The following is a 13373-nucleotide window of genomic DNA, read 5'->3' on the forward strand; positions in this document are numbered from 1 at the left end:
ATAAGATGAGTGACACAGCGCGACTCTCAGCCTCGGTCGATGGCTTGCCGCTTTTTGCCGATGGCTTGCATTTAACCGAGCAAGAGCTGCTGGCGTGCCAAAATATCGCTCGCGCTATGCCAGAGCGTTATAGCCGTGCCCGCGCTAACTTAGCGGGCCATCGCAGCAGCTTAATCAAAGGCCGCGGAATGGAGTTTGCCGAGGTGCGCCACTACCAACAGGGCGACGATGTGCGCACCATTGATTGGCGCGTTACCGCTCGTACAGGCACAACTCACACTAAGTTATTTGTCGAAGAACGTGAGCGCCCTATTTTATTGTTAATCGACCTGAGCCAAAGCCTCTATTTTGGCTCGAGTTTATTGCTGCAATCGGTGCAAGCAGGACACCTTGCGACCACCTTAGGTTGGAATGCAATTAACCATGGAGACAGGCTCGGCGCCTTGATCGCCAGCGAATCTGAGCATCTAGAGCTCAAACCCCGCAGCCGTCGCCAAGGCATATTACAATTGATCTCAGGCCTTTGCCGTGTACACGAAAATCAGCTCAATCATATGGGAAATCATCAGCGCGATCCTGATCATATCCTGCGTGCCTGTCAGCGATTACAACGTATCGCCAAGCCCGGCTCCTTAGTTTGGATAGTGACAGATGGCGGCCATTTTACCCCCCAATGTTTAGCCCCCCTAACCGAGCTTAAACGACATTGCGATATGGGTGCCTACCTTATTACCGATCCACTAAGGCAAGGAACCTTGACTTTACCCAAGCAATTTAGTTTACCGGTACGCGAAGCAAATCAAGATCTTGTGTTAACTCCACATAGCTATCAAGCGTGGCTTTTACAACAACAGCGCCAGCAGGATAACTTTATTGCCATGATGCAAAAATTACGAGTACGCACTCAACTTATTGATGCAGCGATTCCCCTCGCGGGTCAATTAACCCTATTGCAATAGGTCAATTTAGCGCCAATCAGTCAAGCAAAGACAATATGACAAGTGTAAATTCAAACCATGTAAAAGTGAGTCAGACAGAGTGAATACACAAACAGTGAATCCAGCGACCTTGGATCAAGTCAACCCCACAGTACTCGCGGAGTTGAAAGACATCATAGTCCCCGATCCTATTGGCGCTTGGCCGTGGGCAATCGGTTATTGGCTGGTTTTAGCACTTGTGATTGCCCTCATTACACTCTTAGCTATCTGGCTAAGAAAACGCGCCCGTGACTTAGCGCCGAAAAAAGCCGCCAAGCAGTTACTGAATAGGCTTGATAGGCAAGCACCTTCCTATGTCTCTGACGTCAATAGTGTATTAAAACGTACCGCCATGAGTTACCTCAGCAGAGAAGCGATAGCCCCCTTAGATGGTGAGGCTTGGGCGATTTGGCTAGACAGCTATTTACCCGAGCATAAACGCCAACGGATCGGCCCTTTGCTAGCCAAACGCCATCAGCCAACGCCGTTGACCTTAGCTGAAGCTAATGAATTGCATCAACTGGCACAGGCTTGGTTGGCATCGAAAACAAAACTGAGTGCGCCTGAGCCGGCTCATGCGCAAATCCAACCAACTAACACTCAACAAACGGAGGCACAATGTTAACAATTACATGGCCTTGGTTATTGGTGTTATTACCCTTACCTTTGATTTTTTGGAGCCAACACACAGTACAAGTGGAGGGTGGCCGTCTGCAATTACCCGGAATAAGCCAAACGGGCAAACAAAGCTTAGCGGCCAACACGCGTCAGAGCCGTAAACGCTATTGGTTGATGTGGAGCTTGTTAGTGCTCGCTATCGCTCGTCCTCAATGGCTTGGGGATCCCATAGAACTACCAAGCAAAGGGCGCGATTTGATGATGGCGGTGGATTTATCTGGCAGTATGCAAATTGAAGATATGGTGGTAAATGGCAAAACTGTCGACCGTTTCACTTTAATCCAACACGTCGTCAGTGACTTTATTGAACGCCGTAAAGGTGATCGTATCGGCTTGATTTTATTTGCCGATCACGCTTATTTACAGGCGCCGCTCACGCAGGATAGACGTTCAGTGGCGCAATTTTTAAAGGAAGCGCAAATCGGCTTAGTGGGTAAACAAACGGCCATTGGCGAAGCCATCGCTTTAGCCGTTAAGCGTTTCGATAAAATTGATGAGAGTAACAGAGTACTGATTTTATTGACCGACGGCTCTAATAACGCGGGTAATATTGAACCTGAACAGGCGGCACAAATTGCCGCAAATCGCAAAGTCACTATTTACACTGTGGGTGTCGGGGCCGATGTAATGGAGCGCCGTACACTCTTTGGCCGCGAGCGGGTTAACCCTTCGATGGATTTAGATGAGAACCAGCTTAAGCATATCGCCGACGTCACCCACGGCCGCTATTTTCGCGCCCGTAACAGCCAAGAGCTAGACCAGATTTACCAAGAAATCGATAAACTCGAACCTGTAAGTCGCGATCAATTAAGCTATCGTCCGCAGGTCGAATTATTCTATTGGCCGCTAGCATTAGCACTTCTCACAAGTCTGTGGATTGCCCTTGCTCAATTGCCAATCTTTGCGGTACGCCGCGTTAAACCCTCTGTCGCCACCACTTCACAGGGGAAAATTAAATAATGAGCCTGCATTTTATTCGTCCCGAATGGCTATTAGCACTATTACCACTGGCCTTAGTGTTATTGATTTTATGGCGACACCACCAAAACCACAGTGCTTGGAACCGTTATATTGCACCGCACTTAGCCAAAATATTAGTCTCCCAAGGCAGTAATAAATCTCGCCATCCATTGTACTTATTAGCCTTCACTTGGTTGATTGCGACGTTGGCACTCGCCGGACCTGCCGTTAATAAGCAATCCTTACCTGTGTTTGCAGCAGAGCAAGGTCGCGTGTTAGTCATGGACATGTCTGTGTCGATGTTCGCCACCGATCTTGCGCCGAATCGATTAACCCAAGCCAAATTTAGGGCAACCGATCTCCTGCGTAATCTTAAAGAAGGTGAAACAGGTTTAGTCGCCTTTGCCGGCGATGCCTTTACTATCAGTCCTTTAACCCGTGATACTGGCACACTACTCAATTTACTGCCGACCTTAAGTCCTGAGATCATGCCAGTGCGTGGTTCAAACTTAGCGGCAGGGCTAATCCAAGCCAAAATGCTACTGGCCCAAGGTGGTCATATCCGTGGTGATATTATCCTAATGACAGATGGTATTACCCCGCACCAATTTAATGAGGCCAACTCGGCATTAAGCGGCACGCAATATCGCCTCGCGATTATCACTTTTGGAACGAGCCAAGGTGCGCCAATCCGGCTACCTGATGGACAATTACAGCGCGATAGCAGTAATGAAGTCGTGGTAGCCAGCACTGACTTTGCCTTATTACAAAAACTGGCAACGAACTATAAAGGCACATTAATCCAAAATCGCACCGATGGTAACGATTTACTCCAATTACAGCAGTGGTTGAGTGAAACGGGTGATGCTAAAGCCACGGATTTAGATGGCGAAACTTGGCAGGATCTCGGTCCTTACCTCGCCTTATTATTACTGCTACCCGCCCTTTTCAGCTTTAGACAAGGAATCGTGGCCAATATTGGGTTCGTCACTCTTACAGGCGGCTTACTGCTCGCGGCAGTGCCTCAGCCAGCCCAAGCCAGTCTGTGGAATGATTTATGGCAAACCGCAGATCAACAAGCAATGCAGGCCTATCAATCCCAAGATTATGCCAACGCTGCGAAACAATTTGAGTCGCCCCAATGGCGTGGCAGCGCACAATATAAAGCGGGGGATTATGAGCAAGCATTAAAAACCTTCGAGCAAGATAGCTCAGCCCAAGGCCTTTACAATCAAGGTAATGCATTGATGCAACTCGGTAAACCCGATAAAGCTAAGGAACGCTATCAAGCGGCGCTTGAACAACAACCCAACTTTCCCGATACAAAGGCTAATCTTGCCCTTGCTGAAAAACTATTAGAAGAGCAGCAACAGCAAAGTAAAAATGATCAACAGAATAAAAACCAAGGTCAACAAGGGGATCAACAAAACTCATCAGACAATGGCGAGCAACAATCGAATGATCAACAATCAGGCAGTCAAGCATCACAGGAGCAACAGCAGCCTGACCAAGACAAATCTCAGCAAAATAAATCAGAGCAAGCAGAACAAGGATCTAAGGAGCAACAGGATAATGCCAACGCGGATCAAAATCTTGAGCAGCAAAAAGAGGATGAACAACCGTCAGAACAAGAGAAGCTGAATGGTCATAATCAGAGTGATAGCGATGAAACGCAAGAAAATGCGCCTGTAGAGAATGAAGCAAAAATGCAAGCACAGGCGAAAGCCGATACAGAGCAATCTGCTGAGCAAGAAAAACAAAACCTTGGTACCAAGGAAGCTCCTGAGAAAAATACACAAGATAAACAAGACGCTACAATAACTGAATCACTCGAGCCGCCCATGAATAGCGAACCACTGCCACCAGAAATGCAGCGAGCCCTACGGGGCGTGAGTGAAGATCCACAAGTGTTATTGCGTAATAAAATGCAATTGGAATACCAAAAACGCCGTCAAAATGGCCAAATATCAAGGGATAACGAACAGTGGTAATCAGACAATTTTTTATCCTCTTACTCCTTATTATTGGAGTAACTCACCCCGTATATGCCATCACTAAGCTGGAGGCTTCGGTTGATCGAAACCCCGTGATGGAGGGCGAGTACTTTGTGCTAAATATCAGTGCTGATGATGAAATTGATACGGCTAAGCTCGACACATCAGCCCTATTAAAAGACTTTATCGTCGGCCGTACTAGCGTGAGTCGCAGCACCCAGATAATGAATTTTGATGCGGTAAAAGAGACTCGTTGGCAAGTGCTCCTAGCACCAAAACAAAAGGGACAATTAACGATCCCAGCGTTCAGTATTGATGGTGTAAATTCTGCTCCTATTCCGATCAAAGTGGTTGATAGCGGCAGCCAAGTCACACAAACAAACAATCTGTTTATTGATGCCAAAGTCTCAACCAATGAGGCCTATGTCGGCCAATTGATCACTTACAAGGTAAAACTCTATCTGGCGGTAGAGTTACAACGGGGGGTATTGAATGCTCCCGTCATTGAAGGCGCACAAATTAAGCAGATTGGTGAAGATAAAGATGGCTCAGAAATTGTTGATGGTCGTCGTTACCGTGTAATTGAACGCACCTATGGCATTATTCCCGACTTACCCGGTCAAGTGAATATCAAAGGCGCGACCTTCTCGGGTGATGTATTAGTCGAATCTCAACGCCGTGGCGGTATGTTTGGCTTTAATGAAAGCCGTCCTATGCAAGCCGGTGCCCCGTCATTGACAGTACAAGTAGAACCCGCACCAGCAAGTTTTCAAGGCCAATGGTTAGTGGCAGATCTTGTCGTACTCAAAGAAAATTTCCCTGAGGAGAGTAAAGAATTTACCCTTGGCAATCCGATTACTCGAACAATCACGCTGTTAGCGTCAAATGCCGATGAAAATAGTCTGCCAGATGTTATGCAAGATTTACCCGATGAATTAAAGCAATACCCAGAAAAACCTCAACGCCAAACTTTTGTACGCGATGCACAAATTGTCTCCCAGTACAGTATTACCTCGGCAATAGTGCCAACCCAAGCGGGCACATTCATCTTGCCGGAAGTTAACGTCCCTTGGTGGAATCCACACCTTAAACGCCAAGAAACCGCTACGCTCCCAGCACGTACCATAGTCGTTAAAGGTGGAGCCGTTCCTGACGCTACAGTGCAACCTACTTGGCAAGTTGACAGCGATACCGAAAATTATTGGCCTTGGGTGAGTGCTCTTTTTGCCATGTTGTGGCTTGTCACATTCGTGGCATGGCGCCGCGCGCTGACACATAAAACGACTATCGTTGCAACTCCACGTCCAGAAACTGCACCAATACAAAGTTTAAAAGGCTTAGAGCAAGCCTGCGCTAGCGGCAATACCAGCGATATTTTATCGCAATTGCAACATCATTTTAGCCACACCACTGGCAATACCATGACATTAGATAAAATTGCGGCGCTTTCTCCCCAACTTGCGGAGGCGATTAATCGGCTGCAAAGCATCGCCTATAGCGCCAAAGGCAACACAACTGAAAGCCAACATCGCTTAAGTGACGCCGCCAATGCATTGCTTAACGCCGTTAAAGCCTGTGAGTTTACTCTACCCTCGAAAGTCCATGCCCCTTTAAGTCCACTTAATCCAAGGTAGACATAGATAAATAAGGTAGACATAGATAAATGAGCTAGAAATAGTGAATACTAAAATAAAAAACGAAGTATAAAAATGTTTGCTTCTTGGCGAAATAAATCCGCTCAGCCTGCGGTCTCTTCAGACATGATGAGCAAGCAACGACGATACAACAGCCTAGTCAAGGCACTCCATGCCGATATTTTCCGTTATGCCTATTGGCTATGTGGTGATAAACACGTGGCTGAAGATATTACTCAGGAAACCTTCCTGCGGGCGTGGCGTGCTTTAGATTCACTTAAAGATGATAAAGCTGCAAAGGCATGGTTAATCACTATCCTTAGACGAGAAAATGCACGGCGTTTTGAACGTAAACAATTTGATTATGCTGATATCGAGCAAGACACATTAGAAGATACGCTTGGCAATAGTAGTGAAGAGTTAGTTGAACAATATTTAATCCGTAGGCACATTGCCAAGTTAGATATGGAATATCGTGAACCGTTGCTATTACAACTCATTGGTGGCTTTAGCGGCGATGAAATAGCTGAACTGATGGAGCTTAATCGTAATACCGTGATGACGCGCTTATTTAGGGCTAGAAATCAGTTGAAAGAGCTACTTGAAAAAAATGATGTAAGAGGTCAATCCAATGGATGAGCTTAAATTTAGACGTCAAGCTTTTGAAGATCCTCATAATCAAGATCCCGAGTTTCTCGCACAAATGCGTCAGAAGAGTGAACATCTGGCACTGGTTAATGAGCTAAAGGGCTTAGATGCCAAATTAATGCATGCACTCAAAATCGATGTTCCAGAAGATTTAGCCGACAAACTTATTTTGCGCCAACAGTTACAACAACACCATAAACAGCGCCGTCAAACAGGCTTTTTAGTCGCAATGGCTGCCTCTATCGCCTTTGTGGTCGGGGTAAGTTTTAGTTTATTACGGTTAGGCCCTGTCGATTTAGCAGCGCATGCTCTGGCTCATGTGTACCATGAAAATATTGCGTTACATATCGATCAAAACGTCAATGTTAACCAATTGAATGCTCAACTTGCTTCGATAAACAACCTTGGTAGAGTCAAATTCACACAGCAGCCGGGTAAGGTTTATTTCACCTCGTACTGTGATTTTCAAGGGGTGAAAAGTCTGCATTTAGTCCTGCAAGGGCAGCAAGGAAAAGTCACACTTTTTATTGTGCCTCTTGAGAAACGTATGGTTTTGGATCACACCTTTTCCGACAGTAAATATCAGGGAATAGGCTTTGAAACTGCAGAGGCATTTATTTTACTTGTAGCTGAAGATCAAGCTGATCTTCGTTTTGTAAAACAAGAAATCCAAAATATCTTTATTTAACCCTATATTATCTAAATAGTTTTTAAATCGGCCTTAGATATTTATACACATCGCAGGTTAGATTTTGATCACATTTCCATCTACTAATGGGTTCTTGCTCAAACATCTGGTAGCATGCTTGCCACTTTTAATAATAAAAAGATGGTATGGGCAATTATGGTGATCGAAAACCCAATTTTAATCACATTTGTAGGTTATTTAGTATTAATGATGGCCATCGGTTTTTGGGCTTACCGCGCCACGGATACTGTTGATGACTATATTTTAGGTGGACGTAAGATGGGGCCCGCTGTTACGGCACTTAGCGTTGGGGCGTCAGATATGTCAGGCTGGTTATTACTCGGCTTACCCGGCGCTGTATACTTAAGTGGTTTAAGTGCTGCATGGATTGGGATCGGTCTTATTTTTGGCGCGTGGCTTAACTGGTTATTTGTGGCAAAACGTCTGCGAATTTACACTCAATTGGCCGATAATGCCCTCACCCTTCCGGATTTTTTTGAAAAACGCTTCCACGATAATCAAGGCTACCTCAAGCTCGTTTCAGCCGTCACTATCTTAGTCTTTTTTACGTTCTATGCCTCTTCAGGTATGGTGGGGGGTGCCATTTTATTTGAAAAGGTCTTTGGTTTAGATTACACCGCAGCCTTAGTGATTGGCTCAGCTATTATTGTTGGCTACACTTTTATTGGCGGGTTCTTTGCGGTCAGTTGGACTGATTTTTTTCAAGGTTGTCTGATGCTTATCGCATTATTGATTATCCCTTTTGCGATTTTTTCCCACCCAGAAACCCATGCGGGAATTGACGCTATTGACCCTGCCATGCTGGCACTCGTCAATGATAAAACGACCACCATAGGTATGATATCGCTCCTTGCTTGGGGACTGGGTTATTTTGGTCAACCACATATTCTGTCACGCTTTATGGCGATTGGCAGTGCTAATGCACTACCACTATCTCGCCGTATTGCTATGAGCTGGATGATACTTTCACTTATTGGTGCTCTAGCAACAGGCTTGGCGGGTTCGGTATATTTTGCAACAACGCCCTTAGCGAACGCCGAAACGGTTTTTATTCATTTAGCTCAAGCGGCCTTTAATCCATGGATTGGTGGTCTATTAATCGCCGCTATTTTATCGGCCATTATGAGCACTATTGATTCGCAACTTTTAGTTTGCTCAAGCGTTATTACTGAGGATTTTTATCGCAAATGGCTAAGACCGACTGCTGATGATAGAGAGTTAATGATGGTAGGTCGTTTAGGCGTACTCGCTATCGCTGTGATTGCGGGCATCATTGCATTAAACCCTGAGAGCAGCGTACTCAGTCTAGTGAGTTATGCTTGGGCGGGCTTTGGGGCAGCCTTTGGTCCCGTTGTCTTGTTATCCCTATTTTGGAAGCAATATAGCCGCAATGGTGCTATTGCCACTATTATTGTTGGCGCCTTAACCGTGGTGATCTGGAAACAATTAACGGGGGGAATTTTTGATGTATATGAAATTCTACCCGGCTTTATTTTGGCGATAATGACAGGGGTTGTTGTCAGTAAATTGTCTGCACCTAATGCCAAAATCATGGCTGAGTTTGAGCAATTTAAGTCCACACTGTAAACCTCTGGTTTGATAAAAAGCGTACACTTGTACGCTTTTTACATTTTGTATCTTTTTTATCAGCAAACCCTTACTTACAAACTCTTAACCTACATTTAAACCCTATGGTTTTCTCAAACTCCTTCATATCAAGCGTCTGGCCAGACCATTTAATCACACCTAACAAAAAACACAGTCACAACACCATTTAATTAACTGAAAATTAACAAAAACTTAAATCTGGTCGGACTTGTTGAGGTTACATTCGATCCCTAAGATGCCGAAGACTTTAAAAGGATTTGACTATTGTTCTGGGGACGAAAGACGAACAAAAATCCAATAATGATAAAAATTGAGAGAATAATAATGAAAACATTCAACAAGACACTCATTGCCGTTTCGGTCGCATTAGCAAGCACGCAAACCTTGGCAGCGGGTTTCCAGCTCAATAGCCAATCCGCAACCGGCATTGGACGGGCATTTTCTGGTGATGCTGTGATTGCCGATAACGCTTCTGTTCTGTCACGCAACCCTGCTGCTATGGCATTATTTGATAAAGATGCACTCTCTGTTGGTTTAACCTATGTTGATATTACCGTTGATGTAAAAGATGTTAACTTTGCGGGCGGTGCAATCGATCTTGGCAGCATCGATGATGCGGGCAGCACAAAACTTATCCCTAACCTTTTCTATATCCACCCTATTAACGATAAATTCGCAGTAGGTTTTGCCGTATTCTCAAATTTCGGTACAGGCACAGATGCCAGTTCTCTGTCTAAAAATGAGCCTTTAGCGCCCTTTGACCTTTTAGGTAAAACAGAAGTCACCACAGTTAACTTTAATACCAGTGTTTCATACCGCATAAACGATATGTTCAGTATCGGTGCAGGTCTTGATGGTGTTTATGGTGAAGGCCGCCTCACTCGCGATGCCGGAACCACGCCTATCGTTGACGTCGATGCAGATGGCTGGGCATTAGGTGGGATTGTAGGAGCAACCATTGAGCTTAATAAAGAAAACCGTTTTGGTTTAAGTTACCGCTTTAGCCCAACGGTCAATGTTAAAGGTGATGTTAATACCATTTCTACTAAGGATTTATCCGCACTAGGACTTGGGGCACAAACCAAACTTGCCACTAGCTTTGATAGCCTTGATGTGCCATTAGCGGATATCTTCCAATTTGCGGGTTTCCATCAACTAACACCTAAATTTGCGTTGCACTACACAGCCCAATTCACTAAATGGGGTGACTTTCACCAAATTACAGCGAAAGATGGTGTAGCGACCATTCTCCCTGGTCAAGCCGGTGCGGGTATGTCAATCAATGCTGGTGATATCGCTCTCAAAGAGTATCAATGGAAGGACTCATGGTTAATGAGTCTGGGTGGTACATACACTATCAATGACCAATTTACAGTTCGCGCAGGTTACATGCACGATCAAGGCGTAGTGGATGAAATTAGCTCTATCTCTATTCCAGACTCAGATCGCAATTGGTTTACTGCAGGTATGAGCTACCATGTAAACTCGCAAAATACGGTTGATTTTGGTATCGCCTATGTTAAAGGTGAAGAAGTTCACTTAATTGAAAATAGCGCTATTACAGGCATAGGTCCTGTCAATGCAATTACGGAATCAAGCGGTATGTACTACTCAGTACAGTACAGTTATCAGTTCTAATTGAGCATGAATCTACTTTTAAAGCCGCATTTTTTGCGGCTTTTTTGTATCTTGTCCATTTATTGCCTACAGTTAATCCACATACACCTTAATGCAGCTACGGCTATGGCTAAAGTCATTGGACTCGGTGGGATTTTCTTTAAAAGTGTAGACCCTATTGCCTTGGCAACTTGGTATAAAAACCACCTTCAAGTCCCCATTGAAAACTGGGGCGGTGCCGCGTTCTACCATAATAATAAACCCACGCCTGGCTATCATGTTTGGACCCCATTAGCTCAAACTACTCACTATTTCTCGCCCTCGGATAAAAACTTTATGTTCAACTTTATCGTTGACGATCTGGCACAAGCACTCGTGCAGGTGATTGAAGGGGGTGGTCAGCAAGTCGGTATCATCGAAGACTCTGAATTTGGTCGTTTCGGTTGGTTTATCGACCCCGATGGTAACAAAGTTGAACTATGGCAGCCCAGTGCCATACCTTTCAAAAACTAAGCTATTGCTAGACCTCATTAAAGCGGCGAACATTCGGAATAAACCCAGTGCACCGCCCCTGTTTATTGGGTATCGTAGCTTGAGTTATCTAACGAAGAGATTGCCTCATGGAAAAAACAAACACACTCCCCGCCCTATTATTGGGTGGTTTCTTATGTGCAGGACTCATTTATGTGGGTCACAGTGCAAGCTCCGCATTGCTTGAAATGAAAGCCATGGAACGGACTGTCACGGTAAAAGGGCTGGCTGAAAAAGAAGTCAAAGCCAATGTGGCTATTTGGCCTATCAATTTCACTGAGGTCGATAATAACCTGCCAAAACTCTATGAAACTGTACAACAAAAAACCGATCGCGTGGTTAGCTTTTTAAAAGAGCAAGGCTTTAGCGACACAGAAATTACAATCTCACTGCCGTCCATTGAAGATCGTCAAGCTCAAGGTTATGTCGATCCCAACGTCAGATACCGTTACTCGGCAAAAGTGAATTTATCCATTTACACCCCGCAAATCGATTTAATGCTAAATACCCGCAAACAAATGATTAATCTGGCAAAAGAAGGTATTGCTATTGCAAGCCAAGACTATGAGAACCGAACTGAATTCCTCTTTACTGAACTCAATACAGTCAAGCCAACCATGGTACAAGAGGCTACTCAAAATGCCCGCGAAGTGGCTGAAAAATTTGCTAAAGATTCGGATTCTCGCCTCGGGAAAATTAAAAGCGCAAGTCAAGGCCAGTTTACGATTTCAGACCGCGACAGCAGCACGCCTTACATTAAACAAATTAGGATTGTTTCAACATTGACCTATTATTTGAATGACTAAATTTCAGGCTTAATCATAACTCATTGAAACATAGGAATAAGACGTTTGTTCGTCTTATTCCTAAATTAGGGAAACCCATAACATTAAATTTTTCTAATAAATATTGATTGCCTATTGAAAATAACTCCATTAGAATTTTCTCATTAACCGTGTATGAGGTGATACTAGTGATGATGCCTACTTCCCGCGCTTTACTCTTAGTTGTCGCTTTATCAAGCGCACAAATCCAAGCGAATACTATCGAAACCCTTGAAGTATTGAGTAAACCTTATGCCAATTGGGTGACTTTAGATGCCACCATTGAGGCAGTCAAAGCAGCAACCGTCTCAGCACAAACCTCTGGCCGCATCATTAAGCTCAATTATGATGTCAACGATATCGTTCCCGAGGGGGCTGCACTACTCGAAATAACCAGTAAAGAACAAGGGGCAGAATTGGCCAGCTTTGAAGCTGAACTTGCCAAAGCCAACGCCTTAAATAACGAGGCCCAAGCCCAATATACTCGCTACAAAGAGCTCTTTCCAAAAGGCGCTATCTCTAAAGGTGCGATGGATGAAGCCACTGCCAACGCTAAAGCCACTGAGCAAGCAGTTAGGGCAGCACAAGCTCGAGTCGTTAAAGCGACTGAATCATTAAAATATACCGTAGTATCAGCACCTTTTAGCGGCATAGTGACAGAACGTTTAGTCCAACTTGGTGAATCAATCAGCCCAGGACAACCGCTACTTTCAGGTTTTTCACAACATCAAATGCGGGCAATAACCCATGTACCACAGCGTTACATCAATCAGCTAAAAGATGCACCGCAATTTCGAGTGCACTTAAGCGATGGACGCGAATTTACCTCAACGGATCTCACTATCTTTAGCTTTGCCGATCCCGTAAGTCACAGTTATCAAGTGCGAATTAATTTGCCTAAAGATGAAGCTAATCTCCAGCCTGGGGTGTGGGCAAAAGCAACATTTAAAAATGGTGAGCGGGAAAAAATCCAATTGCCCATATCAGCATTACTGACAATGAATGAACTCAGCAGCGTCTATCTCAAACAAGGTAACGAATTTGTACTCACCCAAGTGCGTGTCACCGAACCTGTAGATGGTGAGGTCGAAGTACTGGCGGGATTAAGATCAGGTGACAAGGTCGCAGTAGATGCTTATCAAGTGCTGCTAAACAAGCCATCTCGCCCTGAGTGACTTATTGTTTTATTGAGG

General features: G+C 44.7%; 12 protein-coding genes. All 12 read left to right on the forward strand.

The genetic code is table 11. The annotated features are described in order from the left end of the window. The first annotated feature begins 5 nt into the window (after positions 1–5). The 12 genes from MZ182_RS12370 to MZ182_RS12425 all read left to right on the forward strand — a co-directional run bounded on the left by MZ182_RS12370 (position 6) and on the right by MZ182_RS12425 (position 13355). A complete protein-coding gene (locus MZ182_RS12370; RefSeq protein ID WP_248069695.1) occupies positions 6–959 on the forward strand; it encodes a DUF58 domain-containing protein in 954 nt (317 codons plus the stop codon). 79 nt (positions 960–1038) lie between these two features. After that, positions 1039–1602 (forward strand): DUF4381 domain-containing protein, encoded by a 564-nt coding sequence (locus MZ182_RS12375; protein ID WP_248069693.1) that lies wholly within the window; start codon positions 1039–1041, stop codon positions 1600–1602. Further along, positions 1596–2615, forward strand: coding sequence for a vWA domain-containing protein (locus tag MZ182_RS12380; RefSeq protein WP_128090298.1), 1020 nt, complete (start codon positions 1596–1598; stop codon positions 2613–2615). The genes MZ182_RS12375 and MZ182_RS12380 overlap by 7 nt, the downstream gene beginning before the upstream one ends. After that, on the forward strand, positions 2615–4606 hold the full coding sequence (locus tag MZ182_RS12385; protein WP_248069691.1) for a VWA domain-containing protein: 1992 nt from the start codon (positions 2615–2617) through the stop codon (positions 4604–4606). Before MZ182_RS12380 ends, MZ182_RS12385 begins: the two co-directional genes overlap by 1 nt. After that, positions 4600–6243: a BatD family protein gene (locus MZ182_RS12390; RefSeq protein ID WP_248069689.1), complete on the forward strand. Its 1644-nt coding sequence runs from the start codon at positions 4600–4602 to the stop codon at positions 6241–6243. The genes MZ182_RS12385 and MZ182_RS12390 overlap by 7 nt, the downstream gene beginning before the upstream one ends. Positions 6244–6318: 75 nt before the next feature. Continuing rightward, positions 6319–6882, forward strand: coding sequence for a sigma-70 family RNA polymerase sigma factor (locus MZ182_RS12395; RefSeq protein ID WP_011788880.1), 564 nt, complete (start codon positions 6319–6321; stop codon positions 6880–6882). Then, positions 6875–7579, forward strand: a complete 705-nt coding sequence (locus tag MZ182_RS12400) for a DUF3379 domain-containing protein (protein ID WP_011788879.1) — start codon at positions 6875–6877, stop codon at positions 7577–7579. The genes MZ182_RS12395 and MZ182_RS12400 overlap by 8 nt, the downstream gene beginning before the upstream one ends. A 156-nt stretch (positions 7580–7735) precedes the next feature. Next, positions 7736–9187: a sodium/proline symporter PutP gene (gene putP / locus MZ182_RS12405; RefSeq protein WP_041412347.1), complete on the forward strand. Its 1452-nt coding sequence runs from the start codon at positions 7736–7738 to the stop codon at positions 9185–9187. Between the two features lie 345 nt (positions 9188–9532). Further along, complete coding sequence (locus MZ182_RS12410) at positions 9533–10846, forward strand: OmpP1/FadL family transporter (RefSeq protein WP_041420566.1); 1314 nt, start codon at positions 9533–9535, stop codon at positions 10844–10846. Positions 10847–10951: 105 nt separating this feature from the next. Further along, a complete protein-coding gene (locus tag MZ182_RS12415) occupies positions 10952–11338 on the forward strand; it encodes a VOC family protein (RefSeq protein WP_011788876.1) in 387 nt (128 codons plus the stop codon). 107 nt (positions 11339–11445) lie between these two features. Next, positions 11446–12162 (forward strand): SIMPL domain-containing protein, encoded by a 717-nt coding sequence (locus tag MZ182_RS12420; protein ID WP_011788875.1) that lies wholly within the window; start codon positions 11446–11448, stop codon positions 12160–12162. A gap of 170 nt (positions 12163–12332) precedes the next feature. Beyond that, the gene (locus MZ182_RS12425; RefSeq protein ID WP_248069702.1) at positions 12333–13355 is read left to right on the forward strand and encodes an efflux RND transporter periplasmic adaptor subunit; all 1023 of its coding nucleotides are present in this window, start codon (positions 12333–12335) and stop codon (positions 13353–13355) included. Positions 13356–13373: the final 18 nt, after the last annotated feature.

This window comes from Shewanella sp. JNE2, assembly GCF_023159115.1.
Taxonomy (GTDB): domain Bacteria; phylum Pseudomonadota; class Gammaproteobacteria; order Enterobacterales; family Shewanellaceae; genus Shewanella; species Shewanella putrefaciens.

Bases quoted from the DNA above. Each gene is read 5' to 3' on its own strand.
- MZ182_RS12385 (WP_248069691.1), top strand. From the start codon at position 2,615: ATGAGCCTGCATTTTATTCGTCCCGAATGGCTATTAGCACTATTACCA.
- MZ182_RS12425 (WP_248069702.1), top strand. From the start codon at position 12,333: ATGATGCCTACTTCCCGCGCTTTACTCTTAGTTGTCGCTTTATCAAGC.
- MZ182_RS12410 (WP_041420566.1), top strand. From the start codon at position 9,533: ATGAAAACATTCAACAAGACACTCATTGCCGTTTCGGTCGCATTAGCA.
- MZ182_RS12420 (WP_011788875.1), top strand. From the start codon at position 11,446: ATGGAAAAAACAAACACACTCCCCGCCCTATTATTGGGTGGTTTCTTA.
- MZ182_RS12395 (WP_011788880.1), top strand. From the start codon at position 6,319: ATGTTTGCTTCTTGGCGAAATAAATCCGCTCAGCCTGCGGTCTCTTCA.
- MZ182_RS12415 (WP_011788876.1), top strand. From the start codon at position 10,952: ATGGCTAAAGTCATTGGACTCGGTGGGATTTTCTTTAAAAGTGTAGAC.
- MZ182_RS12370 (WP_248069695.1), top strand. From the start codon at position 6: ATGAGTGACACAGCGCGACTCTCAGCCTCGGTCGATGGCTTGCCGCTT.
- putP (WP_041412347.1), top strand. From the start codon at position 7,736: ATGGTGATCGAAAACCCAATTTTAATCACATTTGTAGGTTATTTAGTA.
- MZ182_RS12400 (WP_011788879.1), top strand. From the start codon at position 6,875: ATGGATGAGCTTAAATTTAGACGTCAAGCTTTTGAAGATCCTCATAAT.
- MZ182_RS12380 (WP_128090298.1), top strand. From the start codon at position 1,596: ATGTTAACAATTACATGGCCTTGGTTATTGGTGTTATTACCCTTACCT.